The sequence below is a fragment of the Enterococcus sp. AZ194 genome (assembly GCF_051713825.1).
GTDB lineage: Bacteria > Bacillota > Bacilli > Lactobacillales > Enterococcaceae > Enterococcus_K.
On sequence record NZ_JBIOQR010000001.1, the window covers coordinates 623,025 to 648,003 of the forward strand.

A 24,979-nucleotide genomic window follows, 5' to 3' on the forward strand; every position below is an offset into this window, starting at 1 on the left:
CTTTTTTAAGGAAGAAAAGGAGCTGAAGAAGAGATGGCTGCCTACCTGCCAACGACTGAACAGAAGAAAAAGAGAAAAATACATGAGTCTTTATGGTTTTGGAAATTTTTGAGTTTCTGTTTGTTTCTCCTATTAATCGGTTGTTTTTTTCGACAAGCAGTCGACCGTCTCTATACTCTTCATCCAGTAATAGGGACGTCAATGACTCCCTCAATTAAACAAGGAAGCCAAGTACTTATTTCTAAAAAAGCCAAACCTATACGCTATTCTATCATTTCATTTTCAGTTAATGGAGAGAAAACGAAGTATATTAAACGCGTTGTCGGTATTCCAGGGGATACCTTTTTTATAGAAGGAACTCGTTTGGTATTGGATCTAGATGGGACAGGAAACTTCCAAAGTACGTATAGTGTGGATATTTCCGAAACACAGGCCAAAGAATGGAAACAGTTAAGGAAGATTCCAGAAGATGCCTATTTTGTTTTAGGAGATAATCTATCTGTTTCAAAGGATAGTCGTATGTTTGGTTGGGTAAAAGCATCTGATATTGAAGGGACCGTTCTATTCAAGTAAAAGAGTACCTAAAAAATAAAAAAGAGAGTAGGTAGGAACATGAGTGGTATGTTTCCTTGGGTTATTGGTATTTTTCTTATTGTATTATCTGGGAGTTTAGGGTATCGAGAATACATCAAGTATCAATTAAAACAACTAGAGATGGAAAAATTTTCGTCTACATCAATGAAAAAAAAAGTACTTTTTATCAGGCGAAGAGAACAGGAAAAACATGTCTATAGTTTATTGAATTGGGGAGTAGGGATAACTATCATTTTATTTTATCTGTTCTATTTTTTACTAATGCTTCAACAGAAAAATGTGGCACTTACCCATCAATTGATTCAAGTAACTGAAGAAGTAAGAACGTTAAAAACAGAACAAAAACAATTTATTCAACAGTTTCCCCTAAGTAAGTATCCAGATAAGGGCATAGAAATCCCAATGGAAGAATGGGAAGCTATGGCAACAGAAAAGGATACTCGAGAAATTCAGGGGAAATTAGAACAATACTTGGCACACAGCCTTGCACCTTACCTTGGTCTCTCAACAGTCATCATAACAGTAGATTCCTCCACTAAGCAAAGTAAGCTGTCGATTCAAATTGAAGAAAGAAAGGGTTTAGATATGAAAGAAACAACTAAAAAAATAGTCAAAGATTTTTCAAAAATCAATGGCTTAATGACTATTAAATTTCAGACAGTGTCTTCAATAGACGGGGCCTCCCAACAAAAAAATAATTGGATCTATTCGAGAAAAGAAGGGGAAGACTTCAGTTTACTTACAGATAAAACGTAACTTGTGAAAGGAAGGAACTGATATGAGCGAAAGAAAGGATAGCTGGTTTTTTACCAAGAGTATTATAGAAGAAATTTATCAATCTCCTAGTGAATCTTTTCCCCCTAAAAAAAAGAGAGGGAGAAAGAAAACTCTCAATGAAGCTACTAAAGCAAGTCAAAATACTAAAGGTTCTACGTTGAATTCAGAGAGAAAAAAACGGAAAACTTTTATGCGCGAGGATAAAAAAGTAAGAGAGATAAGGAGGCTGAGAGAAAATTATCAAAAATTGAAAAATGAGACAAACCTAGAGATTAGAAAATTAAAGAAGAGAAATCATGAATGTGAAAGACAGAAAAGCCAACTTTCAGAGGAGTTAAAACAAGTAAATAAGTTGTATACAAAGTTACATGACACCCTATCTGTTCTAAATTTTAATTTAGAAAAAACAGAGAAAGTTCAAAAACGAATAATCAATCTCCTTAATCAGGGCTAATGTAAGAATAAACGAAAGAAACAAAGCCGCCTAATTGCTGTTGCGAGTCAAACAATTTTTGTACGGGGTCATTTTGAGTTTTTAAATAATCTGTTGGCTTGTTTGAAGTATTAAGAAAGACTAGGAAAAAATGATTGCTGAAAAAAAGAACAGAAAGAGTTGCCCCCTTTTTATGGAAAGATAGAACATGGGAATAAGAAACGTGAAGGAACGAAAAAGGAGAGGATAAAAATGTCTTTAAAATCGGATCGGCACCAATTAATAAAAAGTGGATTTCGAGTTGTTGAACAGGTAGGGTTTAATGGATTAACAGCACGCGCGGTAGCAAGAGAAGGAAGTATCTCCACACAACCTATCTATGTCGTATTTCATGATATGTCAGAGTTACGAGAGGGTGTCATCGACTATATTTTTTCTCTAATTGAAACACAATACTTTAAACAAAATCATCAATTAATCGAATTTGCACAGAATTTTATTCATTTTGTCGAGGAATCACCGAGCTTATTTCAGGCTCTTTTTTTAGAACAAGCAGAGATTCGAACCTATTCAGAAGCTTATTTTCAGACGTTATTGAAAGAAAGCCTTGAACATGAAGAAAACGTGCAGATAACAGACGATGGTAGTCAATATGTTCTTTCAAGGATTATTGGTATGATGCTAGGTCTGCTTGAAACTAAAGAGATTACTAAAAAAAACATTCTTTTGGATGTATTGGTTGAGAAGACGATTCTCTTTGATTTTTACCTCTTTGAATCGTGTTATAAGAAAAGCGCAAATTTCAAGTGCAAGTTAGCCACTTATTGAAATTTCCTCATTATTTAATTTTTCGTCGTACAAGTACAAGCTTGACAATGAGCTAAGGCATGGTAACTGCACCTAGCAGTGTTGGGCAAAAATTCTGAGTGTAGACCGAAGAATCGCCCAACCATATTCATGCCCTAGGAGGCTCATTGTCAAGCTTGTACGGCGCTCAGACATCTAAAGTCACTAGTGTTGCGCAAATATAGTCAGAATAATCTGAAAACTATCTTTCGCTGAAATTTTAAAAAAAGTCGAATGCTTACGCAAGGGATGACTTTTTTCCAGAAAATTTTGGTCGTATTTAACTGAATCCTAAAAGCGTCGACAACGTATTTAGTCAAAATCACCCGGGTCTGTGGCGCTCTAACCAGATTTCTGCAGGCTCAAAACGTAGATAATGAAATGAGCGCTTTAACTGGAAAAGTGTCGCTACCGAATTCAATTCGATCTTTACCAAATAGGTTAACAGCGTCGCGATAAGGGTGAGAATCACTTGATTAATTGCACCTTGTTCGCTTCGTGAGTAAAGTTGCTTGATTGCCAGATTCTGTTTTAAATGTTTGAAAAACAGCTCAATTTGCCAACGTGCTTGATACATGTCGGCGACTTCATTTGGCGAAATATCAAAACGATTGGTAACGATTCGCAAGAGACGTTGACCTTTCGTCAAAACGGTCACAAGACGAAATCGTTCGGTGACGTGATTGTTTCCGCCGCCTAAAATGACGTGTTGATCACTGATAAGTTGACCGTCTGTTGTTTTTGGATTCACGAGTTCAATTTGTTCTAAGACTGTAATCGTCGTATTGGATTTTGTTCGTGTCACAAAGAAATAACCGTCATTGTGCAGGCGATCCAGCAGTTTGTAATCAAAATAGCCGCGATCCACAACATAGGTCGCTTCTGTTTTGTCCACTAAACATTCGAAATGATTCCGGTCATGTTCTTCGGCATTAGTAATCGTAAAATGTTCTGGGTATTGATTGGTTTTGTCCAGATAACAGAGGTTCAAATGAAGCTTGATACCTGCTTTAGTTTTCCGAAAATTTGCCCATGGAAACCGCGTCTTATTCAACGGGATCGTGGTTGAATCAACAAGTTGAAGGCTAGTTGTTTTTGAACTTGGTCGTTCTTTTGCCACTTTCTGAGCCAACTGCGCAAAGATCTCCATTAGAACTTCTTGACTGATTTCAGGAATTTTACGAGAAAGTGAACTGTAGCACAGCGAATCTATGCCTATTTCTTGGCGAAGACTTCGATCCATAAAGGATCTGTCCATTTCGCGAAAGCTTGGAAGCTCTTCATAAACGGCATGTAACCGAACTTTAATTGTGGTCGTGAAGTCCAGTTTTTTACTGTAAGAATTAAATTGTTGCATCCAATTTTTGGCTTCTTCCGATAAATTATTCAAATTTATTGAAGAAAACCATTTCTGAAATGAAGTTTTTGAGTTATACTTATCCATGTTGAAGTCCTTTTTATTGGTCTTGGATAAGTCATCCAAGAGTAGTATAAAGGATTTTTTTTTGTCTGGATAGCTTTATATCAAGTTTTAGATAGGTTGAGGAGTCTTTGCAACACTAGTGTTCAATTAATAGACAAAAATTTAGAAGTATCAACCAGTTCTCACGAAACCTTTGAAACCAATGCCACTTAGTTATTGCAAACGCTCTTTCACCAAGTCGCTTCCTATACACAACTTGCAGTTTTTCTACAAAAGATGCACACAGAAAGCAGTTATTGTCAACAGTGGAAAGTAAAAGCTGATGGTTCGATTTGATTTCTTTAAATATACGCCTATGGTGATGCGTTTGATACCGCAACATTATACCTGCAAAAATTGTCAAACTCATTGGGCAGTTCAAAGTTATTTTGTATGGCCAAACCATTCAATCGCTACTCATGCAATTTCTAAAATAATCATCTGGTTCTCTTAAAAAAGTGTCGCTCACTTTTATCGCAAAGTATTGCCTAGTTTCACTGACTACCATTATTCGTCCTCGGATTCTATCTCTTCAATTCATTAAAAATACTTTGCCCAAGCTATTAATATCAGTCTTTATTGATAAAAGCCCAAAATATAGATTTTCCTATATCAACTTTTCTTGGCTGTTTCAGTTTGCATGGAAAAGAGTAAAAAAAATATTTGGGAACCCTACATTTTAAAAGAGAGGTTGGGATCATTCTTTGATTGAGTAACTCGCTTTGTTTACTCTAACTACACAGTGAGTGTTGGTTAGGCCTAAAAGCTAACTAATCATTAACTCAAGAACACAGTCAATAAACTCTTGATGAGTGGTTGTTTTCAGCATTTTGTTGACGTTTTCGATTTCAGATAATGCTTCTATTAGTAGTTGAAAGAATTCTCCAAAAAATTTATTGTCTTCTTTGTTAACAGCGATAATACACACAATTTGAACTTTTGAATCGCCCCACTGAATGGAATCTTCATCCATTAAAATCCCAATATTTGTTTTTTTAGCATTATAATTTATCGTATGAGGCATCGCAATGCTGTTATTAAAAGCCGTTGAAGAAAGGGCTTCTCTTTTCTGAAGCTCTGTTAAAAAATCGTCGGAAACTATTTTTTGATTTAAAAATTCTTGAGATAAAAAGTGTAGTATTTGTTCTCTATTTTTTAAATTTTTATTTTTGAAGAGTAGGTTAGCAGGTAAGTAGCTTTCTAAATATCGTCTCAACTCTTCTTTATCTTTTTGTTGCTTTGTCTTGGTAATTTTTTTTCGAATAATTTCTATATCCTTGTCACTTAGAAACGGCTTAACAAAGACCACTTCAGTTTCTTTTGCGTTATTTATGTTTGGTGTATTGATAGTAGAAATAATTAACTCAAAGTCTAAGATGGACTCGTCTACGTCTCTTTCTCGTGTCATGACACGAGTTATATTGATTTCCTCGCCAAAATAATATTTGAGCTTACTGATTATGCGTTGATCAATGCTGTAATATCTTGGACAAATGACTAGTGTAGTAAGTCCTTTGATTTCCCTATCCTGTAACTCTAAGGTAGTTCCAACATGTAAAGCAATATATGCAATTTCATCCTCAACTAATTCGATATTAAAAAAATTATTTAGTTCACTAGAAATAAAAACAGCAATATCGTAAACCAACGGATACGTATTTTTTATATCATCAATTAATGGATTTTTAGAATTTTGATTTTTTAATACGCGAAGTAATAAGTTTTTTAAGTGTAGTAAAAATTGTATTTTAAATGATTCGCTAGAAAGGTCAACATAGTAATTGCTATAAACCTGTTGAACAATATAATCTAAGAACTTTGTATGCTCCTCATCTAATTCTTTTTCAATTTCAACTAAACTTAGACGATCAAAGTTAATTAAACTTATGTTTCCTAAAAGTAGCAGTCCTATATTGTAAACCTCTGAGTCGTTAATCTTTATGTTTGTTTTCTCATGAATTCTTCTCGAAATTTCAATAGCAATCGAGTGTTCTAGCGTCTGTTCATAATCCACCTTAGAACTATCCATCTCTAGTGAATTTCCTTCACTTAATCGATAAATTGCAATCATAATATGAAAAGATATATTACTTAGCATGTATTCATTAATAAAATATTTTTGTTTCTTTAATTCTTCTCGAACGATTTCCTGAATTTCAATTTTTTTAATATTAATGTCTAGTTCAACATTCTTATCACCAAAAAAATTAGTTGATCTAATTTCATCGCTCATGATTTTTCTCATTAAATATCGCTTTTGTTTTTCACTTCCCACAATAGATAAAAATCCTCTTTTTCGAATGAGCTCAATTTCAAATTCATCTAGATATTCTTTCACATCATCTAAATGGTTTTCAATTGTGAAATCGGAGACATAAAGCTGATTAGATAATCTACTTAAATGAATTGAAGGCGTCTTTAAAGTTAATAGCTTATATAAAATAAACCGAATTCGATCATTTTTTGTATTTGGAATAATCATTTCTTGCTTTTTTTTAATGGCACGTAATTCTAATCGATAGCCATTTTTGGAAGAGACAATTTTATATGTGGCCTCGGTATTTTCATTAATGCTTTTTACGTATTTTCTAATCATACGTTGAGAGACGCCTAATGTTTTTGAAAGGTCCATTGATTTTATCCAATCATTCTTTTTTTTGAGATGATAAATTAATAATTCTTCTTTTTTATTAAGCATTTTCAACCTCCATAAAGAGTGGATATCTATCAAAAATTTCAAGTCTTACACCCTCGTAGAAACGGTATTGGAAAAGAAATTAGCTAGGTTCCTCTCATTAAGCTTGGTACATAAAGTCTGAGAGCTTAGATTAGGTGAGTCACGCTAAAATTATTACTGATGTACTTTTATTTAGTTTTAAAGAGTGAGCCATTGTGAAATAAATGACTCACTCTAGCTATTTTTTGACTATTAGTAATTTCAAGCGAAATCGAGGAGTAATTAAATGGTTTAAGGCATTGTTTATTGAATCTTGGCTGTTTTTTTGTTGATGAAAGACTAGCATTTACTTTGTCAAGCCAGCTAGCGATAAGAGTTACTGACTTATCGCAGCCTATTCTTTTTCAATTTCATACTGGGATCATTATTTTAGATAGCTATCGTCACCAATCGTTAGAACGTTGTATCTACCATCTTTATAAACTACTTTTGTAACACTACAGTTTCCAATATTTTCACCATTATATGATCCTGGAGCAATCACCTCTAGAATAGTTGGGATTTCACTTCCATGGGAAACGACTAGCACATTTCCACCTTTTTCATTTGTTTCATTGATGATAGTTTCTATTGCTTTTTTTGTTCTATTTGTTATTTCATCGTAGGTTTCTGCAGTTTTAGTCGAGTCATTTTTTGCAATTTTATTTGCAATATCTTCGTCTGATAATCGCTCTGTTAACTCGCCATATTGTGACCAGTCTTCATCAAATTTTAGATTCTGCTCTTCAAAAATTGGATTCCACATGTCTGCATTATCTCGACCTTCGTAACCTCCATAGCCCCATTCTCTTAATCCAGTTAAATGTTTCAAGGGAACTTGTTCATTACCTGAGTTCTTTAGAATATATTCTGCGGTTGAAACCGCTCTACCTAAATCACTCGAGTAGGCTGCAGAGAATGTCGTTTCTTTCAACCCTATTCCAAGACGTTCTGCTCCTTCAATACCCGCGTCAGTCAAGGGGGTATCTGACCAACCTTGTACTTGTCCAGTGGTATTAAACATAGTTTTTCCATGTCTGACAAAATACAAGACGGTTTCCGTTGATTTAGGTTTAGTCATATCCGTAGTTTCTTGTTTTTTATTACTTCCACAAGCAACCAGCAAGAACACTGCTGATACACTTAAAATAATGAATGTTAATTTTGTTTTCATCTTACTCATTTTTTCCCCTTTTGTATATAAAAAAATTCTAATTAGTCAAAATCTAAGTTTTCTCCATTACTAGCAATCATTTTTTTGAACCAATAAAAGCTGTCTTTTTTATACCGTTTTTTCGAACCATATCCTAAATTATCTTGATCTACATAAATCATGCCATAACGCTTCTCCATTTCAGATGTCCCAGCACTAATAATATCGATAGGTGCCCATGGATGATAACCGATTAAATTCGTTCCATCTAAAATTGCTTCTCGCATTTGTCGAATATGTTCCTTATGGTAGCTGATTCGATAGGTATCTGCTATTTTTCCATCAGCTGTTAGAACATCACGATAGCCAATACCATTTTCTGCAATCATGATGGGTAATCCATTGTATCGAGTGGTTAATTTATCTAAAGCTATCCTTAGACCGATTGGATCAATTTGCCAACCCCATTCAGAAGTTTCAAGATAAGGATTTCGAGTTGATTCATCCATGTTCCATTCAATTTTATCCAACATATTCCCCATTTCAGCTTTTCTAACTGTTGTTAAATAGTAGCTAATGGCCAAATAATCAATGGTATTCTTTTTCAGAACTGCTAGATCATCTTCTGCCATAACTAATTGAATATTATTTTCCCTAAAATAACGTTTCATAACAGGAGAATAGTCACCAAATATCATTACATCAGACATATACAATTGTGCATGATCACTTTGGATAACATTTAGCATATCTTCGGGTTTTGAAGTAGCAGGGTAAGCCTGCATTTCATAATTCATTGAACCCATTTTAAATCTTGGATTAATTTGTCTTGCTGCCTCGACGACTTTTGCATTTGCTACTAATTGATGATGAATACTTTGGAATTTTGCCATTTCAATATCTTCTTCTTCATCTTTAATTAAGCCTAATGATAAGTACGCGTCTGTTAAGGCCGAATTAATTTGATTAAAGATAATCCAGTACTCAACTTTTTCTTTATATCTTTCCATAACAACTACTGAAAATTTCACAAAGAAATCCAGCACTTTGCGATTTTTCCATCCACCGTAATTTAGCACAAGATTCAAGGGCATTTCATAGTGGGAAAGAGTCACAACTGGTTTTATATTTCTTTTGGCACATGCATCAAATAGTCGATCGTAAAATGCTAATCCAGCTTCATTTGGGTATTCTTCATCTCCATTAGGAAAAATACGAGTCCATGCTATTGATGTACGAAATGAGTTCATGCCCATCTCTTCAAATAAATCTAAATCAGACTCATACGTGTGATAAAAATCAATTCCAAATCTTTTGGGATAGATATTAGTAGTATCAGTTATCCCTTTTTCTATGATTTCTCTATTATCAAAGACTGGAATGTCCGTTGATTTTTTTAAATCAACGTAAGGAACAACATCATCTTGTGAAATGCCTTTTCCATCAATATCCCAAGCCCCTTCGAATTGGTTGGCTGCGACGCCACCGCCCCATAAAAAGTCTTTGCTAAAAATAGACTTAGTTTTTGTCATACTCAAGACTCTCCAATCTAGCTTCATATTTTGTGAAAATTTCAATCATTTTTTTTGCGATATTCCACTCACTACTAATGGTCATAAGTGTATCTTGTGCATGAGAAAATAATAGAGAGAAGGACTGTTTATTACCACTTGCTTCTTCTTGAATCGTATTTGTTTGAGCTTTATGGGCAAGGTTGATTTCATTTTTTGCTTCAATCAACTTTTCGTCTGCCTCTTTAAACTTTGTATCACCAATATCTGTTAATGCCTCCATAATCAATTTTCTAGCATCTCCAGCATGTAAAATAATCGTCATTGAAATTTCATTAATTTTTTCTTCCATTTACTAAACTTCTCCTCTTATAAACTCATATTTTTAATTTTCATACAGCTTCTTCTTTTAATTTTTGTAAATCATAAACTTTGAAAAACGGATACCAAATGACAAACGATATAACGGTTAGTACTGCGAATAATACAATCCCTTTCCAGTCTCCATTCACGAGATAGGTTGAAATTGGGTACGGTAAATACCAGAGCTGAAATGCTTTGTAAGGAATTGTAACCCAACCTGCATGTAGGACTAAATATGTAATGAGAGGCATTAGAAGCCCATTAATCCACATCGGAATCATTAAAATAGGATTGAAAACAATTGGTGCACCAAAAACAATCGGTTCATTAATGTTAAATAATGATGGTGCAAAGGTAGCTTTTCCAATCGCTTTTAATGTGCTTGATTTTGCAATCAATAACAAAATGGCTAATGGCATCGTATAACCAACTCCACCAAATGCAACCCATCCAGTGTATAAAACTTCCTGTGTATTAATGTTGACAGCAGCAGAGCCATTTGCAACTAATGCCGCATTGTCTGCAATTCCTTTAATCATAATAGGGAAAATGATTGGATTTAAAACCCATGTACTAATCCCAAATGAATATAAGAATGCCATTAAGAAACAGATAAGAACGAATCCAGGCAAACTTTGTCCAATACTTTGAAGCGGTTCAAACAATTTAACGATAATATCAAAAAAATCGATTTCTTTAATCGTGAATATCCAGCCAACTAGTAGCAAGACAAAAATCGGGATTAATGTATCAAACCAGACAACAATAAAATCAGGCAAGGTTGAATCTTCATTAAAAAAAGAAAATTTAGAAGCGATAGACATCACAAGTCCAACAAATAATCCAACAATGATAGCAACAAACATTCCCGCCGCACCGAAACGATCAAATTCAAAAGCAATTGTTCCATCTTCAGTAAAAGTTGGCATGATAAGCATAAGATAAAGCGAAAAACCTGCTAAACCTGAAAGTATTTTTTTATCGTTATATTTCTTTTTCTCCATAACATTATAGGGGATTAAGTAAGCTACAAAAATCCCAAGCATTCCGAAAGAAAAAGAGTTAATTAGGGACATATCCGGTAAAATCGGTTTAATTTCATTCACAAGAGAGACTAATGTTAATAATGAACCGACTAAGATGAAAGGGAGAATAGCCATAACAGAATCTTGAATCGAGGCCACCCAGATATTTTTAGTGATTTTATTTACTTTTGGTGCAAATTTTGTCTGCATAAAAGTCATTATAGTTTGCATGATTGTTCCTCCTCTAGTTTTTCTCCATGTCTAAAACCATTTGGATTGCTCTTTTACCATCCAATGGACCGTAAATAATCTGAGGAATGACAGCAACTTTTATGTTACGATCGCTAATTTTAGATTTGATTTCCTCTTCCATATAGCTTAAATGTGGACCAATTAATAGAATATCTGTTGAATCTAGGTGATCTTCTAGCTCTGACTCACTTCGCGCTTGAATTGTAAAGTCGAGTTTTTCTTTCTTTGCAGCCTTTCTCATGTTCGCTGCCATAAACCCGCTTGAAGCGCCACCGCCACAAATTAATAAAATATTTTTCATTTTTTTCCTCCTAAGACTTTGATAAGTTCATTATGACATCGCTTCCATATTTTTTGAGACAGAAAAAGTTCCTACATGGTGGAACCTTTTTTCTTATAATAAAAAGAGTAGAATAAATAAATTCGCTTATTAACTTTACTTTTTCCCATAAGTATCGTTAGTGTTTGACAAATTGATTACGCAGTAAAGACTAAATATTACTCTTTTTTTCATTTAGAAATACAAGATAAACGAAAAAAAATTTGCCCAATGTCTTATTATAAGATAGTCCCATTGGATCTAGGTCAATATCTTAGACACATTTTTGTAGAGACATAACCATAACATTTACGTAATCTTTTGGAATTCCTCTTTTTATCATGACCCGGCGAAATTTTAATAAACTAGGTTTGCTATACGATATTCTCACCCCTAAAATATGACTCATGTCTTTTGCTATTTCATCGTAAGTCAGAGCTTCCGGATCAGTAAGCTCCAATTCTTGATTGAGATACTTTGGATCTGTTAGACAAACAGCTGCTACTTCTCCAATATCTCTAGTGTCAATGAAATTTGTTTTCGCATGACCAGCAGGAATGAAAAGATTAAGATGCTTTCTGATATCTTCTAGGTGAGTAGTACTTAAGTTTTGCATAAAAAAACTTGGCCGGATAAAAGTATAGGGAATCTCTAATTGGAGAATCCTTTTTTCAATTTTATGATGAGGTGTTACCGGATTTCTCTCATCACCAATCAGTGAAACAAAAACAATTTGTTGAATCTTTTGTTGCTTAGCATAGGATAGGAACGGAAACATGTCTTCTTTAGGATTAGATAATTGAGGTGGCCGGACAAAAAACACTTTATTTACATTAGAAAACGCTTCTGGAAATGTTGCGGAATCAATAAAATCAAATTTAACAAAACTTAGATTGTTTATATTCTGGAATTGCTTTTGAACGTCTGAGGAAATATTGCGAACACCGACTTTAATCTTTATATCCTTATTTTTTGATAATATCTCAATTAATGGGAACCCAATATTTCCAGTTTCACCTATCACAAGTATATGATCCATTACTCTTCTTTCACTTCTTTCTTATCAATTTTCATTAGTAGCTGATTCAACAACTGCTGTTCAGTTGAAGATAGCTCAGCCAAATAGTTTCTGATAATTTTTTCACTAGTGGTTCGACAGTCATTTAGTAGAATATTTCCTGAATCTGATAAAGACAATAAACTGGAGCGTTGATCTAACGGATTATCTTTTTTTATCAGTAAGCTTTTTAGTTCCAGTCTCTTAACAACACCTGAAACTGTTGGTTTATCCATATCAAGAATATTTGCTAATTCTACAGCCGTACATTCGGCCCTTAGCGAGAGTTGTTGAATCACAGCCCATTGCTGAATAGTGATTCCTTTTTTTATAAGTGCTTGATTGAGTGCATACTTCAAATGTTTAGAAATGTTCATTAATAAGTATCCAGTATCCAGTATTATTCTCCTTCTAACAAATTAGCGAGCTAACTATATTTAGATAGTTTGTCAAATTTTAAAGTAAAGCTAATCAAGAAAAGATACGGTTTACTTTAGAATTGACTATTTTCGATACATGGTTATTACCGCAAGAGCTTGGGACATAAGTCTTAAGACAAAATAAAACAGAAGACCGAAAATCATAAAAATGATTTTTTGTCTTCTGTTTTTTAGTTTCTTAGGAGAATCCCTCTTATTTTCTAGTTTACTTAGCCTATATTTCCTTAAATTTACTGCCATTAACGCGAAGCCAATTTCATTGTGTGTCTGCTGTTTCCCTCGAACAGAGAACCGAGTGAAGCCTAAACAAGCCTTCAAATGTCCGAAAGCAGGTTCGACGTCAATTTTTCGTTGACGATAGAGTTTACCTGTTTCTTCTTCTGAAAGTAGCTGTTGAATTGTTGCTTTAAAGGATTCCCAGTTCATGTTCTTTTGGATCTCACGATTCTTGTCACTCTCTGCTTTTGTGCACTGACTTCGAAGAGGACAATTCGAGCAGTCTTCACATTCATATCGTTTTAAATACCGTTTAAACCCATACTTATCTGTACGAATCGAATAATTTCGAAAATTCATTTTCCGTCCGTCAGGGCAAAGAAACGTATCGTCTAATTCCTGATACGACCAGTTTGCGGGAAGAAATGGATTTTGTTTAAATTTTTTCTTTTGTTCTTTATGATACATGGCATAAGTAATGAGTGGTGTTCGCTCATGGTCTTCTAAAACTGCTTGATAGTTTTCTTCTCCCCCGTAGCCGGCATCTGCGACAATATAAGTTGGCAGTTCAAAGAAACACTCCTTTAAAGTAGCTAAAAAAGGGCGCAGTGTCCGTGTATCTGTTGGGTTTGGGAAAAGATCATAGCCTAAAATGTACTGACTATTCGTAGCGATTTGAAGATTATAACCTGCTTTTAACTGACCATTTTTCATGTGATCGTCTTTCATGCGCATAAAAGTGGCATCTGGATCCGTTCTAGAGTAGCTGTTTCGTTGACCTAGAAGCTGTCTATGTTTTTGATAAGCACCTTTTCTTTCTTTGAAGTTCTGAAATAATTTCATGATTTTTTTCGGAACTTTTCGCTTTGTACGAAGCTTTTTTCTAGTGTTTCCATCTTCTTCTTGTTCAATTTTATCTGTAAACTTATCCACGACTTGGATAAGTTGTTATTCAATCTGACCTAATTCAGTGACAGAGAGTTCATTTTCAGACTCTCGTTCAATTTCAGGAATAACTTGATTTTTTACCAATTCATCATAAAGAAAAGTTGATTTTTCAGTCAGCTTTTTATCAAAGTTATCAATGGATTTTCTCCAAACAAAAGTATATTTATTGGCGTTGGCTTCAATTTTTGTACCATCGATAAAAATGGCTTCTTCATCGATTAATTGTTCTTTGACTAATTGACTACGGAATTGAACGAAGCACTCTCGAAGGAGTGCGTTCACTAAGGGATTCACACGGAAACGATTGATCGTTCGATAGCTAGGCTGATAGCTTTGAGTAAGCCACATCATGCGAATACTGTCTTTCGTTAACGCTTCAATCTTACGACCAGAAAATACAGATTGCGTATACGCACATAAAATCATCTTCATCATCATTTTTGGATGATAAGAAGCAGGCCCCATTTGATGGCGAAAAGGAATAAAGCGTTCTTCTGGAATACTTTCGACTAATTGATCAATGGCAAAAGCAATATCATTTTTTTCTAACTGAAAACTAAAATCTAGAGGAAGAACGACTTGATTTGTGGTATAATTTTTAAACATAAGAACACCTCGCTTGTTTATTTGTGTAGTTACTTTTATTCTAGCAAAAGTGTTCTTATTTTTGTACAACAAAATAATCCAGATGCCAATCAAGTTGATTAGTATCTGGATTTTTCGTTAGGACTTATGTCCCAAGCTCTTTGGTTGTGTGATAAAATAAGGGTTGTAAGACTATCATATCTTACTGTCATAAATCAAGTAAGAAATGAGGCTAAATTAATGATTTTTGGTTATGCAAGAGTCAGCACCTGGGGCCAAGATTTAGAGTATCAAATCATTGCTTTGAAAAAAGCAGGATGCGAAAAAATATACACGGAAAAATTTACAGGGACAAAATTAGAACGTAAAGAATTTCAATTGTTGCTGCAAGAATTATCTGAAGGAGACACTTTAGTCGTTACAAAGTTAGATCGATTTGCTCGTTCTACTATTCAGGGGTTAGAGACCGTTCAGAATCTATTTGAGCGAGGCATCAAAGTTCATATTCTTAATATGGGAATTATAGAAAATACCCCAACTGGTAGACTGACATTTACAATTTTTTCGGCATTTGCAGAATTTGAACGAGATATGATTGTAGAGCGTACACAAGAAGGTAAGGCAATTGCTAAATTAAATCCTGATTTTCGAGAAGGACGGCCAAAAAAATTCAGCAAGGATCAATTTGATCTAGCAATGGAATTGCTGAAGACAGATACCACGAAAAATGTCTCACGTAAAACTGGAATAAGCGAAGCCGCTCTTTATAGAGAAAAGAGAAGAAGAAAGTACCAAAACTTATAACTAAATCTATTTGCCATTAATCTACGTTAATGACAGAGCGATTCTAAGCGCATTTCAAGCTTTAAAGCGAGTGTTCATCTTAGTAAGATATTCTAACGATTGTCAAAAACGACGTTTTTGGTAAAATAAAAAAGTTGCCTCAAAACTAGGACAACTTCCAGTAATATCAGTGTTTAATATTAATTGAATCATTAATTAGACAAATTATCAGTAACGCGCTCGTTTTTGACAAAAAAGAACGTTCCCTTATTTTCAATAGTTCAGGGAATTGAAAGATTTTCATTTTCTTCTGATACGATCATCCAAATTGTTTATGAATTTACTCAAGAAAAAGTTAAGGATATCTTATGAATAATAAAAAAAAGAAAATTTAAATGTCGTGTATATATTTTTAGTCTTTTTCTAAGTATATTTGTACCATCTTTGCTCGTGATGGGACTGTGACATAAGTCTCTAACAAAAAAGCGCGTGAAATGATGAAAAATCGTTCATTTCATACGCTTTTTTAGTTAAAATAAAAGAAACACAGGTAGCCGCCCATGCTTCAAGCATTTAATCCAGAAAGGACTAAAAAATATGTATACATATTATAACATGGATCAACTCACTTTGGACCTATCAACTTCATTTTCTCCAAAAGAAAATCACGTCGCTGTTTTCATCAATGAATTAGTGGACTCTCTTCAAATCAATGAACCCTATATTTTTGGACGCCCTAGAGAATATGATCTAGGTGCCATGATGAAGCTAGTTCTGTTTGCCTATACGAGAGAAACCTTCACCAGTCGCAAGATTGAGCGATTGGCTGAAGAAAATTTATATGCCCGATGGCTGACTCAAGAACGCGTGCCTTCTTATCGAACGATTGCCCGTTTCTGCGTGTCCAATGATGTGCAGGAATTGACGAATAAAGGATTAACACATCTGACCGAGTATCTTCGTTCCCGTAATCTCATTGATGATGCGTTGTTTATTGATGGTACGAAAATTCTAGCCGATGCCAATAAATACAGCTTTGTCTGGAAGAAAAACACGATCCGTTTTGATCAGATGAATCGTGAAAAACTCCTTTTCATGATGGCAGAACTAAAAGAAGCTTATGCTGTGAAACAAATTCCCGAAGGGACTTCCCTTTCTTTAGACATGGTAGATGAACTCTTGACCCGAATGGAGTTACGTTTGGATGGACTTGAAAAAGAAGTAGAAGCAACGAAACATATGTCACCTAATCCCGCGAAAAAACAGCGCCGTACACTGAAAAGCCAAGTGCGTAAATTAACCGAAAAACGAGGGAAGCTGATTGAACATCAAGAACAGTTGTCTATTTATGGTGCCCGAAATAGTTATTCGAAGACCGATCATGATGCCACATTCATGCGCGTGAAAGAAGACCATATGATGAACGGTCAATTAAAGCCAGCCTACAACCTCCAAATCGCCACTTGTAATCAATTTGTTTTAGGGTATGATGTTTTTCAAAACCCCACTGATACTAGAACGTTACAGCCATTACTTGAAAAAATGAATGTGGATAGCCAATCACACCGATATATTGTCGCCGATGCAGGGTATGGATCAGAAAGTAATTATCGTTATCTAGAAGATGAACTTCCTCAACACACCGCGCTTATTCCCTATGGGACCTTTTTAAAAGAGAAAAGTAAAAAGTGGAAAACCGATGAGCAAAAAATAATGAACTGGAAGTACAATGAGCATGAAGATTACTATATCGACCCTAAAGGTGTGCGATTTAATTTTCATTCCTATCGCAAAAGAACCGATAAAGATGGATTTATTCGAGATTTTAAAGAATATCAAGCAGAAAAAATTGATCTAAATCAAGAAGTGATTTCCGAAGCTTTAACACCGAAGGGGCATCTTAGAAAAATTACAGTAAACCCTGCTTGGGAATATCATAAAGCCAAACAAAATGAGCTTCTTTCTACCCCTGAAACCGGAAAGGCATATAGCCGCAGGAAGATCGACGTAGAAACAGTCTTCGGATTTATGAAGGCTTGTTTAGGCTTCACTCGATACACAGTTCGAGGGTTAGATAATGTAAGAAAGCAATCAGGGTTACTGATTACGGCAATCAATATGATGAAGCTGGCAAAAATGAGTAATTAAACCAACCAATTATACTAAAAAACAAAATGCACGTGAAAATATTTTTATTTTCGCGTGCATTTTGTTTTTATCGAGGACGTAACTTACTTATGTCACGCCCCCTTTTGTTACACCAAGGAATTAAAATTTATTTAAATTTTGATAAACTGAGTTTTAGGTGTGGAATTGATGGTCTGGCAAATATTCTGTTAGAGGCATTTGACTTTGAACTATTCGAAGATACTGTATTCCCCTTTCGTAGCAAACAAAGTAATATTATATTTGAAAAAAGTATTTTATTGCGTTATAAATTGTTTGTAAAGGTAAAGTTTGTTGTCCTAGACAAGGAAGTTAAATCGTAGAAAGTAGGGAAAACATGAAAGTATTTGAAGAATACCTAAACAAGTTTGAGGAGCAAAAACAGCTCCAGCGAATGACTGAAGTTTTGACTTGGGTCAGTGAGACCTTTCCAGAATTAGGTCAAAGAATTGCTTGGAATGAGCCAATGTTTACCAATCATGGCACGTTTATCATCGGCTTCAGTGCCTCAAAAAAACATATGGCGGTTTCTCCTGAAGTGGCTGGAATCACTCATTTTGCGCAAAAAATCGAGGAAGCGGGTTATGCCCATACAAAAAATATTTTTCGAATCAAATGGGAAGAGCCTGTGAACTATCCTTTGCTGAAAGAAATAATCGAATTTAATTTGCTTGAAAAAGCTGATTATACCGATTTTTGGCGGAAAGCCTAAAGTGAGTCACCCCTCGCTAATAAAAAAGCCTAACCACACGCCCGATGAAGCTTGAGCTTTCTTGGAAGTAGGTTAGGTTTTTTATTATTTATTCAAGGTGCCATTCTTTAGCTGATAGACAGTATCCGCAAGCGCCAGAGTAGTTTCGCGATGAGAAATCACGAAGACCGTTTTGTCATCAAGGCCATTTCTGAGGCTAGCTAAAATTGTTTGTTCATTGAGATAATCCAGATTACTTGTGGGTTCATCTAGTAAAAGAAGAGGCGCCTCGTGTAGGAATAAACGAGCCATGCCGATACGTTGACGTTCACCATCTGAGACATTCCGAAAGTTTCCGCCGATAATGGTTTCATAAGCTTCAGGTAAAGTCAGAATCCACTCGTGAATCGCGGCTTTTTTGGCGGCCTCTTCAATTTGCATTTGAGAAGCAGTTGGTTTGCCTAAACCAATATTTGCTGCCAATGTGTCCTCAAAGAGAAAGGTCGTCTGCTCCATTACGCCTTGCGTTTGATGCAAACTAGCTTCTGTGACTTTGGGAAGAGGGACGTCATTAAGTTTAATTTCGCCTGTATCAGGGTCCCAATAACGCATCAAGAGTTTTACCACCGTACTCTTACCCTTACCACTCTCTCCACCAATTCCAATTTTTTGGCCCTTTTTTACAGCCAAAGAAATATTTTTAAGAAGAGGCTGCGTATCTGTATATGAGAAGTCAATTTTCTGCAGTGCCATAGAATCAAAGTGTTTCATTTCTTGATTTGACTGAAGGAACGAGACACTCGGTTGTTCGCGGGTCAAAGCGTACAAACGGCGACCACTAGCAAACGTCGTTAATAAAGCACTTCCTAAACCGCTCAAAGCAAGGACTGAACCAAATGAGCTGAGACTTAGAATGGTTCCGATTAAAACAATTTTGGCCTCTAGGTTGAGACCAACGCCAACTAGGAACAGACCAACAGCAGTACTTAACAAAATGACTTCACTGGAGACTTTCAGCCAACTTTCCTGTGTTAAACGACGCCGATACTGTTGGTTTAATCCATGACCTGCTTGTTCAAGAGAAGATAGACGTTCTTTTTCAAGTGAGTAATAAGTTACATCACTGATACTGGCGATGTCTTCCATCACCTGTTGGTTCAATTCAACAAAGCTCTCTTGATAATCATCGCCTAGTTTTTGGCTCTTATGATAGCCAATTCCTGGAATCAGAACACCAACAATGAATTGGCCGGTCAATAAGATACAGGCTAATAGAGGGTGATAACTTCCCAAAAAAACAACGGTCGCAATCGTCGTTCCGCAAGCGATTAAGATAGGTGAAATAGTATGAGCGAAGAAGACTTCTAATGCTTCTACATCACTAGTAATCGCAGTGACTAAATCGCCACTTTTATGTCCAGATAATTTAGCAGGTCCGATTGTTCTAAGTGTTTCAAAGATTCGGTCGCGGATGATGGCTAATAAACGAAAGGCAATGTCATGATTCAAATATTGTTCTAAGTAGCGAGTAATACCACGAATGAGACCGCACACAAGCATAAGGATAAGCGTTTGTTGTGGATTTTGCGCATCTCCTGAGACGATAGCCAAAAGCTCATTTAGACCAAGTAAAGGAATAGCTATGACAGATAGATTACTCAGAATGCCCAAGCAAGCCGCTAAAATCACTTTCCCACTCATCGGCCGAACAAAAGAGAGTAACCATTTGATTAAGTCAGTGGTTTTCATTGGTGGTTTCCTCCTGTCAGTAAGCTCTGTTCATCTTCAAAATAATTTTTAAAATAAGCAGAAGTTTCTTTTAATTTTTGTGGGGTTCCGGCAGTGACTAGCTGCCCTTTCTCAAAGACTATCACTTGATCTGCTTCCAGTACATTGTAGAGACGATGAGAGATAAAAAGAACCATTCTGGTACGGGCTAACTCTTTTAAACAAGACAAGATAATTTCTTCGCTGACCAAATCGACACCAGATGTAATTTCATCGAAAATATAGATTTCAGATTCTCTTAAGAGTGCTCGTGCTAACAGCAATCGTTGTCGTTGTCCTCCAGAAAGATTCGCACCATTTTCGTAAAGGCGTTCATCAAGTGTGTTAGGTAGCTGTGTGATAAAGTCAGTTAATTGAACCTGCTCTAGAACCTGCCAAAGCTTCTCTTGTGAAGCGGAAGGGTCACCTAATAGAAGGTTTTCTCGAATGCTTTTTGGATAGAGATAACCATGGTTATCAACTAATAGCGCTTTTTGGACCAAAGTTTTTTGGGAAAGGTCTTGAATCGACGTTTGATTCCAGTAAATAGCGCCTGTGTAACCTGTTAACTGATGGAGAAGCAGACGAACCAAGGTACTTTTACCTGAGCCTGATTTTCCAACAATTGCTGTAAATTGACCTTTTGAAACCGTTAATTGAACCTTATGTAAGGCATCGGCTGATTCTTCAGAATAACGAAAGCTGACATTATCCAAAGAAATACGTTCGATTGGTGTGTCCATAAGCTTTGTCCCATAAGTCGGTTCTTTTAAGGCCAGATAATCAAAGAGTTTTTTACACGCACTAATACCGTTCATTGCCACATGAAAAAGAGAGCCAAGCTGTCTCATAGGAATAAAAAATTCCGCGCTTAAAAGTAAAAACATCAACACTCCTTCAAAACTAAGAGCTCCCTGTTGATAAGAGAATAACGCGACACCAATGCCAGCCGCTGCACCACAATAGGAAACAATATCCATAATTGTAATCGAATTGAGCTGCATCGAAAGTAAGCTCATGGTCACTTTGCGGAACTTTTCTGCATTGTCCGCAGCTTCTATTTGTTTGGCTTCATCTTGGTTGTAGGCTTTTAACGTACTTAGTCCGCTGAGGTTTTCATGGAATTTCGCACCCAGATCCGTATAAGTTGTCCAGTAGCCACTAAGAATTCGTTTGGCAATTTTCATCACACTCATAATGACAATGGGGATCAGCGGCATACAAAGAAGTAGAATCAGCGCAGGTTTTATTGCGAACAGGCCCAATGTCAAAAAAATTAGGAGAGAAGCAAGGAGACAGTAAAATAATTGTGGCAAGAAACGAGCGTAGTAGATTTCTAACTGTTCAATACCGTCAATAGATAATTGCGCTAGAGTAGCTGAAGGTAACTGATTTTGACTTTTTCCTAGGCGGAAAGATTTTGCGACAATCTCTTTTCGCAAATTTAAACGTAGTTCTGAAGAGGCCCGAAAGGTTAGGGACTCTTGCAGTTTTGCCAAGATGACTTTCAGGAGGCAGACGCCAAACAGCACACCGAGTAGTCGTGTGCTGTGGCTTGTTTTTGCATAAAAGTAGCTACTTAACTCAATAGAAATGGTCCACCATAACGTAATAGAAGCGCCGAGATTAAGTAAACGTATAGCCACTAATAAAAACAGATTTCGTTTCTCTGTAAGTTGGAATAAACGTCTATCAATCATTGTTATCACCTAACTGAACAGATTCTGTCGATTTTTTTTCTTTTCCTCTTAAATACCAGGTTAGTCCGAAAACATGAGCAAGATAGACAATTGCTAAAGTCACTCGCATGATTAGATTGTTGACTAAGATGGCAGGAATAGCGAAGATGACCAAAATCATTAGGAACATTTTGATCATTCCTTTGTTGGTAATCTTTTTTTCAACAAGTGTTTCTTGAATATATTTTTGATAATTTTTGGACTGAACAAATTTTTGGTAGAGCTTTTCTGAGCTTCTAAGCCAAAAGAATCCAGTTAATAAATAGAAAACAGTCGTTGGTAGAAAGGGTAAGAAGATGCCTACTGTACCAATCGCAAACGTGATAGAACCTAGTCCAATATATAACCACTTTTTCATATAGATACTCCTCAAAATTAATCGATTGTTTGAACAATCCCGATTAGTATACCATAGATTTTTATAAATGAGAATGATTATCAGTTTCGTTCGAGTTGGGTTTTGTCTACGAATAAAGCCATCTATCAATGGAAAGTCGGTGAGAGGATGAGTACCATCTTTTTGCAAATTACCTTGTTGAAATATAAGTTGTTTGAATTTAGTTGAGTGTAGCTAGTTTTGCTCTGAAAAATACTTCATCCAATAAGGGATTCTTTCACTAATCATGGTAGGAAGGACGACATAATTTTCGTTGGCTAAAGCATCACCAATATAGCTATGGAGATAGACTGCTGCGCCAATTGTTTCAGGCGTTTGTGGAAATTGAGCTAAAAAGGCCGTGAGCATGCCAGCTAAGGTATCGCCCATTCCGCCAGTTGCCATTGCGGGATTTCCTAGTGGGTTTTCATAGAGCTTAGTTGCTGAGTAGATTTGCGTGCGGTAACTTTTTAGTACGATGGTTGCGCCCAATTCTTGTTGTATTCGTTTGTTTTCTTCCACTGTTTGTTCGGAGATAGAAAGTGCGCTGACTCTTTGCCATTCCATTTGATGAGGGGTAAAGATCGTCTTTTCTGGAAAAGGGAGTGAGAAGCGTTCTTGGGCAAACAAAGTAATAGCGGAACCATCGATAACTAACCACTGCTCGTTTGTTTGATAGATAAGTAAATTTTGTATTTGCTCTAATGCTTCGACATCTAGGCCAAGGCCAGGTCCAATCAGTAAAACATCTGCAGACAGAATGGTTTCTTTGGTTAACTCTTTGTCATTTTTGTCGATAATCATCACTTCAGGTAAGCGAGTATGAAGGGCGGCCCGATTGACTGGGTCGGTGATGATGGTTGTGAGGCCAGCCCCACTAGAGACACAAGCTTGGGCGGCCATAATGATGGCTCCCCCAAATTGAGTATTACCACCAATTAAAACTGCTCGTCCGAAGGTTCCTTTATGACTGATTTGAGGTCGAGGGGTAATGACAGATTTTAAAATATTTTCAGTTAGTCGTTTCATTGTTCCAATCCTTTCTATGAGCTTAAAATCCAGTACTTAACAGTCTATTATTTTCTATTATACTTCGCTGAGAGTAAAATGAGCGAATACTAGCAGAAAAACGATGATTTTTTTGTCACTTTTTTTGAATAAATGGTATGATTAGACACGAGAGACAAAAGAAGTGGAGGAAGTAAACATGACAATTGATTGGAAAAAAGAAGTCGAAGCACGTAAAGACGACTTAATGAAAGATTTAAGTGATTTATTACGTATCAACAGTGAAAGAGATGATTCAAAGGCTACGGCTGATGCACCGTTTGGACCTGGACCTCGTGATGCGTTAAAACATATGTTGGCTTACGGAGAACGTGATGGTTTCGAAGTTAAAAATGTCGACAACTATGCGGGGCACATTGATTTTGGTGAAGGGGACGAAACTCTAGGAATCTTTGGGCATATGGATGTGGTTCCTGCTGGAGATGGTTGGTCAACAGATCCTTATGAGCCAGTGGTAAAAGACGGCAAAATCTTTGCTCGTGGTTCAAGTGATGATAAAGGTCCTAGTATGGCTGCTTACTATGCGATGAAAATTATCAAAGAGTTAGGATTACCGTTATCTAAAAAAATTCGCTTTGTTGTAGGTAGTGACGAAGAAAGTGGCTGGGCAGATATGGATTATTATTTCCAACATGAAGAAGCACCAGACTTCGGTTTTTCTCCTGATGCGGAATTCCCAATCATCAATGGGGAAAAAGGAAATATTACCTTAACACTAAACTTTAAAGGGACCAATGATGGAGAAATTCATTTAATTAACTTCAAATCTGGCTTACGTGAAAACATGGTTCCGGGAACAGCGACTGCGACAGTAACGGTTGCTGATGAAGCAATTAGCGCAGAGATGGAGAAAAACTTTACGGCGTTTACAACTGCTCACCCAGTGAGTGGTTCAATTAAAGTTGATGGTACGACTTTAGCTATTGAAGTAGTCGGAAAAGGAGCACATGGCGCACATCCAGAAGCTGGGATTAATGCGGGAACTTTCTTAGCCTTATTCTTGGATCAATTTGATTTTGCTGGTGGAGCGAAACACTTCCTTCACACAGCGGCAGCCTATGTTCATGAAGACTTTTATGGAGAAAAACTAGGTGTGGCTTATGAAGATGTTAAAATGGGTAAATTAACGATGAATGCTGGATTATTATCTTTTGTTGAAGGCAGCGAAGACAACTATATCCGCACAAACTATCGTTATCCCAAAGGAACTACTCCTGATACTTTAGTTGCCGGTTTAGAAAAAACTTTAGGTGCTGAAGGTGCGACAATTACTCGTGGACAACGTAATATGGAACCTCACTATGTGCCAATTGATGATCCTTTGGTAGCGACTTTACTACAAGTCTATGAAGATCATACTGGTCAAAAAGGCTTCGAACAAATCATTGGTGGCGGAACATACGGTCGTTTACTAAAACGTGGTGTGGCATACGGTGCTATGTTCCCAGGTTATACAGATACAATGCACCAAGCCAATGAATTTATGAGTTTAGACGATTTATTCCGAGCAACGGTTATTTACGCGGATGCCATCTACCGTCTAGCGAAGTAAAAGTTATTTTATCAAATGCCATTGATTCGTACATCAATGTTCTTAGATGATTGAGCTAGAAAAAAGTGGTTGAAAATAAATACGTGTTATTAAACGGTGTGATTTTAGTGTGATTTTTTACGAAAAAACACAAAAAATCA

General features: G+C 36.0%; 20 protein-coding genes and 2 pseudogenes. 8 read left to right on the forward strand and 14 right to left on the reverse strand.

Annotated elements, in window-relative coordinates:
- Positions 1-33: 33 nt before the first annotated feature.
- From lepB to IGI37_RS03065, 4 genes are all read left to right on the forward strand, one after another.
- The gene (gene lepB / locus IGI37_RS03050) at positions 34-573 is read left to right on the forward strand and encodes a signal peptidase I (protein WP_438759931.1); all 540 of its coding nucleotides are present in this window, start codon (positions 34-36) and stop codon (positions 571-573) included.
- Positions 574-612: 39 nt separating this feature from the next.
- Positions 613-1,350: a hypothetical protein gene (locus IGI37_RS03055; RefSeq protein WP_438759932.1), complete on the forward strand. Its 738-nt coding sequence runs from the start codon at positions 613-615 to the stop codon at positions 1,348-1,350.
- A gap of 22 nt (positions 1,351-1,372) precedes the next feature.
- On the forward strand, positions 1,373-1,825 hold the full coding sequence (locus tag IGI37_RS03060) for a hypothetical protein (RefSeq protein ID WP_438759933.1): 453 nt from the start codon (positions 1,373-1,375) through the stop codon (positions 1,823-1,825).
- Positions 1,826-2,056: 231 nt separating this feature from the next.
- Positions 2,057-2,632 carry a hypothetical protein gene (locus IGI37_RS03065; RefSeq protein ID WP_438759934.1) on the forward strand — a complete coding sequence of 192 codons (576 nt, stop codon included), beginning with the start codon at positions 2,057-2,059 and terminating at the stop codon, positions 2,630-2,632.
- Positions 2,633-2,972: 340 nt separating this feature from the next.
- Here the strand turns inward: IGI37_RS03065 and IGI37_RS03070 are convergent, their stop codons facing one another.
- The 10 genes and pseudogenes from IGI37_RS03070 to IGI37_RS03115 form a co-directional block, all read right to left on the reverse strand.
- The gene (locus tag IGI37_RS03070; RefSeq protein ID WP_438759935.1) at positions 2,973-4,094 is read right to left on the reverse strand and encodes an IS4 family transposase; all 1,122 of its coding nucleotides are present in this window, start codon (positions 4,092-4,094) and stop codon (positions 2,973-2,975) included.
- A 784-nt stretch (positions 4,095-4,878) separates the two neighbouring features.
- Positions 4,879-6,810: a BglG family transcription antiterminator gene (locus IGI37_RS03075; protein ID WP_438759936.1), complete on the reverse strand. Its 1,932-nt coding sequence runs from the start codon at positions 6,808-6,810 to the stop codon at positions 4,879-4,881.
- A gap of 403 nt (positions 6,811-7,213) precedes the next feature.
- Complete coding sequence (locus IGI37_RS03080; RefSeq protein ID WP_438759937.1) at positions 7,214-8,011, reverse strand: histidine phosphatase family protein; 798 nt, start codon at positions 8,009-8,011, stop codon at positions 7,214-7,216.
- A 32-nt stretch (positions 8,012-8,043) separates the two neighbouring features.
- Positions 8,044-9,513 carry a glycoside hydrolase family 1 protein gene (locus IGI37_RS03085; protein WP_438759938.1) on the reverse strand — a complete coding sequence of 490 codons (1,470 nt, stop codon included), beginning with the start codon at positions 9,511-9,513 and terminating at the stop codon, positions 8,044-8,046.
- On the reverse strand, positions 9,500-9,844 hold the full coding sequence (locus IGI37_RS03090; protein WP_438759939.1) for a PTS lactose/cellobiose transporter subunit IIA: 345 nt from the start codon (positions 9,842-9,844) through the stop codon (positions 9,500-9,502). The genes IGI37_RS03085 and IGI37_RS03090 overlap by 14 nt, the downstream gene beginning before the upstream one ends.
- A 40-nt stretch (positions 9,845-9,884) precedes the next feature.
- Positions 9,885-11,111, reverse strand: coding sequence for a PTS sugar transporter subunit IIC (locus tag IGI37_RS03095; RefSeq protein WP_438759940.1), 1,227 nt, complete (start codon positions 11,109-11,111; stop codon positions 9,885-9,887).
- Positions 11,112-11,124: 13 nt separating this feature from the next.
- Positions 11,125-11,433: a PTS sugar transporter subunit IIB gene (locus IGI37_RS03100; protein WP_438759941.1), complete on the reverse strand. Its 309-nt coding sequence runs from the start codon at positions 11,431-11,433 to the stop codon at positions 11,125-11,127.
- 292 nt (positions 11,434-11,725) lie between these two features.
- A complete protein-coding gene (locus IGI37_RS03105; RefSeq protein ID WP_438759942.1) occupies positions 11,726-12,490 on the reverse strand; it encodes an NmrA family NAD(P)-binding protein in 765 nt (254 codons plus the stop codon).
- Positions 12,490-12,885 (reverse strand): MarR family winged helix-turn-helix transcriptional regulator, encoded by a 396-nt coding sequence (locus IGI37_RS03110; RefSeq protein ID WP_438759944.1) that lies wholly within the window; start codon positions 12,883-12,885, stop codon positions 12,490-12,492. Before IGI37_RS03110 ends, IGI37_RS03105 begins: the two co-directional genes overlap by 1 nt.
- Before the next feature lie 126 nt (positions 12,886-13,011).
- Positions 13,012-14,718 (reverse strand): annotated as a pseudogene (locus IGI37_RS03115) (IS1182 family transposase).
- A 219-nt stretch (positions 14,719-14,937) separates the two neighbouring features.
- Here IGI37_RS03115 and IGI37_RS03120 point away from each other — a divergent pair.
- The 3 genes and pseudogenes from IGI37_RS03120 to IGI37_RS03130 all read left to right on the forward strand — a co-directional run bounded on the left by IGI37_RS03120 (position 14,938) and on the right by IGI37_RS03130 (position 18,358).
- Positions 14,938-15,501 carry a recombinase family protein gene (locus IGI37_RS03120; RefSeq protein WP_438759946.1) on the forward strand — a complete coding sequence of 188 codons (564 nt, stop codon included), beginning with the start codon at positions 14,938-14,940 and terminating at the stop codon, positions 15,499-15,501.
- A 576-nt stretch (positions 15,502-16,077) separates the two neighbouring features.
- Positions 16,078-17,610, forward strand: a pseudogene (locus IGI37_RS03125) (IS1182 family transposase); the annotation flags it as partial.
- Between the two features lie 373 nt (positions 17,611-17,983).
- Positions 17,984-18,358: an iron chaperone gene (locus IGI37_RS03130; RefSeq protein ID WP_438759947.1), complete on the forward strand. Its 375-nt coding sequence runs from the start codon at positions 17,984-17,986 to the stop codon at positions 18,356-18,358.
- An 84-nt stretch (positions 18,359-18,442) separates the two neighbouring features.
- Here IGI37_RS03130 and IGI37_RS03135 read toward each other — a convergent pair whose 3' ends face one another.
- The 4 genes from IGI37_RS03135 to IGI37_RS03150 form a co-directional block, all read right to left on the reverse strand.
- A complete protein-coding gene (locus IGI37_RS03135) occupies positions 18,443-20,086 on the reverse strand; it encodes an amino acid ABC transporter ATP-binding/permease protein (RefSeq protein WP_438759948.1) in 1,644 nt (547 codons plus the stop codon).
- Complete coding sequence (locus IGI37_RS03140; protein WP_438759950.1) at positions 20,083-21,804, reverse strand: ABC transporter ATP-binding protein/permease; 1,722 nt, start codon at positions 21,802-21,804, stop codon at positions 20,083-20,085. The genes IGI37_RS03135 and IGI37_RS03140 overlap by 4 nt, the downstream gene beginning before the upstream one ends.
- Complete coding sequence (locus tag IGI37_RS03145; protein WP_438759951.1) at positions 21,797-22,201, reverse strand: YbaN family protein; 405 nt, start codon at positions 22,199-22,201, stop codon at positions 21,797-21,799. The genes IGI37_RS03140 and IGI37_RS03145 overlap by 8 nt, the downstream gene beginning before the upstream one ends.
- A 213-nt stretch (positions 22,202-22,414) precedes the next feature.
- Entirely contained in the window at positions 22,415-23,248 is an 834-nt protein-coding gene (locus IGI37_RS03150) for an NAD(P)H-hydrate dehydratase (RefSeq protein ID WP_438759952.1), read from the reverse strand.
- Between the two features lie 178 nt (positions 23,249-23,426).
- Here IGI37_RS03150 and pepV point away from each other — a divergent pair, with 178 nt between their 5' ends.
- A complete protein-coding gene (pepV, locus tag IGI37_RS03155) occupies positions 23,427-24,839 on the forward strand; it encodes a dipeptidase PepV (RefSeq protein WP_438759953.1) in 1,413 nt (470 codons plus the stop codon).
- Positions 24,840-24,979: the final 140 nt, after the last annotated feature.

Bases quoted from the DNA above. Each gene is read 5' to 3' on its own strand.
- pepV (WP_438759953.1), top strand. From the start codon at position 23,427: ATGACAATTGATTGGAAAAAAGAAGTCGAAGCACGTAAAGACGACTTA.
- IGI37_RS03065 (WP_438759934.1), top strand. From the start codon at position 2,057: ATGTCTTTAAAATCGGATCGGCACCAATTAATAAAAAGTGGATTTCGA.
- IGI37_RS03105 (WP_438759942.1), bottom strand. From the start codon at position 12,490: ATGGATCATATACTTGTGATAGGTGAAACTGGAAATATTGGGTTCCCA.
- IGI37_RS03150 (WP_438759952.1), bottom strand. From the start codon at position 23,248: ATGAAACGACTAACTGAAAATATTTTAAAATCTGTCATTACCCCTCGA.
- lepB (WP_438759931.1), top strand. From the start codon at position 34: ATGGCTGCCTACCTGCCAACGACTGAACAGAAGAAAAAGAGAAAAATA.
- IGI37_RS03135 (WP_438759948.1), bottom strand. From the start codon at position 20,086: ATGAAAACCACTGACTTAATCAAATGGTTACTCTCTTTTGTTCGGCCG.
- IGI37_RS03085 (WP_438759938.1), bottom strand. From the start codon at position 9,513: ATGACAAAAACTAAGTCTATTTTTAGCAAAGACTTTTTATGGGGCGGT.
- IGI37_RS03100 (WP_438759941.1), bottom strand. From the start codon at position 11,433: ATGAAAAATATTTTATTAATTTGTGGCGGTGGCGCTTCAAGCGGGTTT.
- IGI37_RS03090 (WP_438759939.1), bottom strand. From the start codon at position 9,844: ATGGAAGAAAAAATTAATGAAATTTCAATGACGATTATTTTACATGCT.
- IGI37_RS03120 (WP_438759946.1), top strand. From the start codon at position 14,938: ATGATTTTTGGTTATGCAAGAGTCAGCACCTGGGGCCAAGATTTAGAG.
- IGI37_RS03060 (WP_438759933.1), top strand. From the start codon at position 1,373: ATGAGCGAAAGAAAGGATAGCTGGTTTTTTACCAAGAGTATTATAGAA.
- IGI37_RS03080 (WP_438759937.1), bottom strand. From the start codon at position 8,011: ATGAGTAAGATGAAAACAAAATTAACATTCATTATTTTAAGTGTATCA.
- IGI37_RS03145 (WP_438759951.1), bottom strand. From the start codon at position 22,201: ATGAAAAAGTGGTTATATATTGGACTAGGTTCTATCACGTTTGCGATT.
- IGI37_RS03055 (WP_438759932.1), top strand. From the start codon at position 613: ATGAGTGGTATGTTTCCTTGGGTTATTGGTATTTTTCTTATTGTATTA.
- IGI37_RS03140 (WP_438759950.1), bottom strand. From the start codon at position 21,804: ATGATTGATAGACGTTTATTCCAACTTACAGAGAAACGAAATCTGTTT.
- IGI37_RS03110 (WP_438759944.1), bottom strand. From the start codon at position 12,885: ATGAACATTTCTAAACATTTGAAGTATGCACTCAATCAAGCACTTATA.
- IGI37_RS03075 (WP_438759936.1), bottom strand. From the start codon at position 6,810: ATGCTTAATAAAAAAGAAGAATTATTAATTTATCATCTCAAAAAAAAG.
- IGI37_RS03130 (WP_438759947.1), top strand. From the start codon at position 17,984: ATGAAAGTATTTGAAGAATACCTAAACAAGTTTGAGGAGCAAAAACAG.
- IGI37_RS03070 (WP_438759935.1), bottom strand. From the start codon at position 4,094: ATGGATAAGTATAACTCAAAAACTTCATTTCAGAAATGGTTTTCTTCA.
- IGI37_RS03095 (WP_438759940.1), bottom strand. From the start codon at position 11,111: ATGCAAACTATAATGACTTTTATGCAGACAAAATTTGCACCAAAAGTA.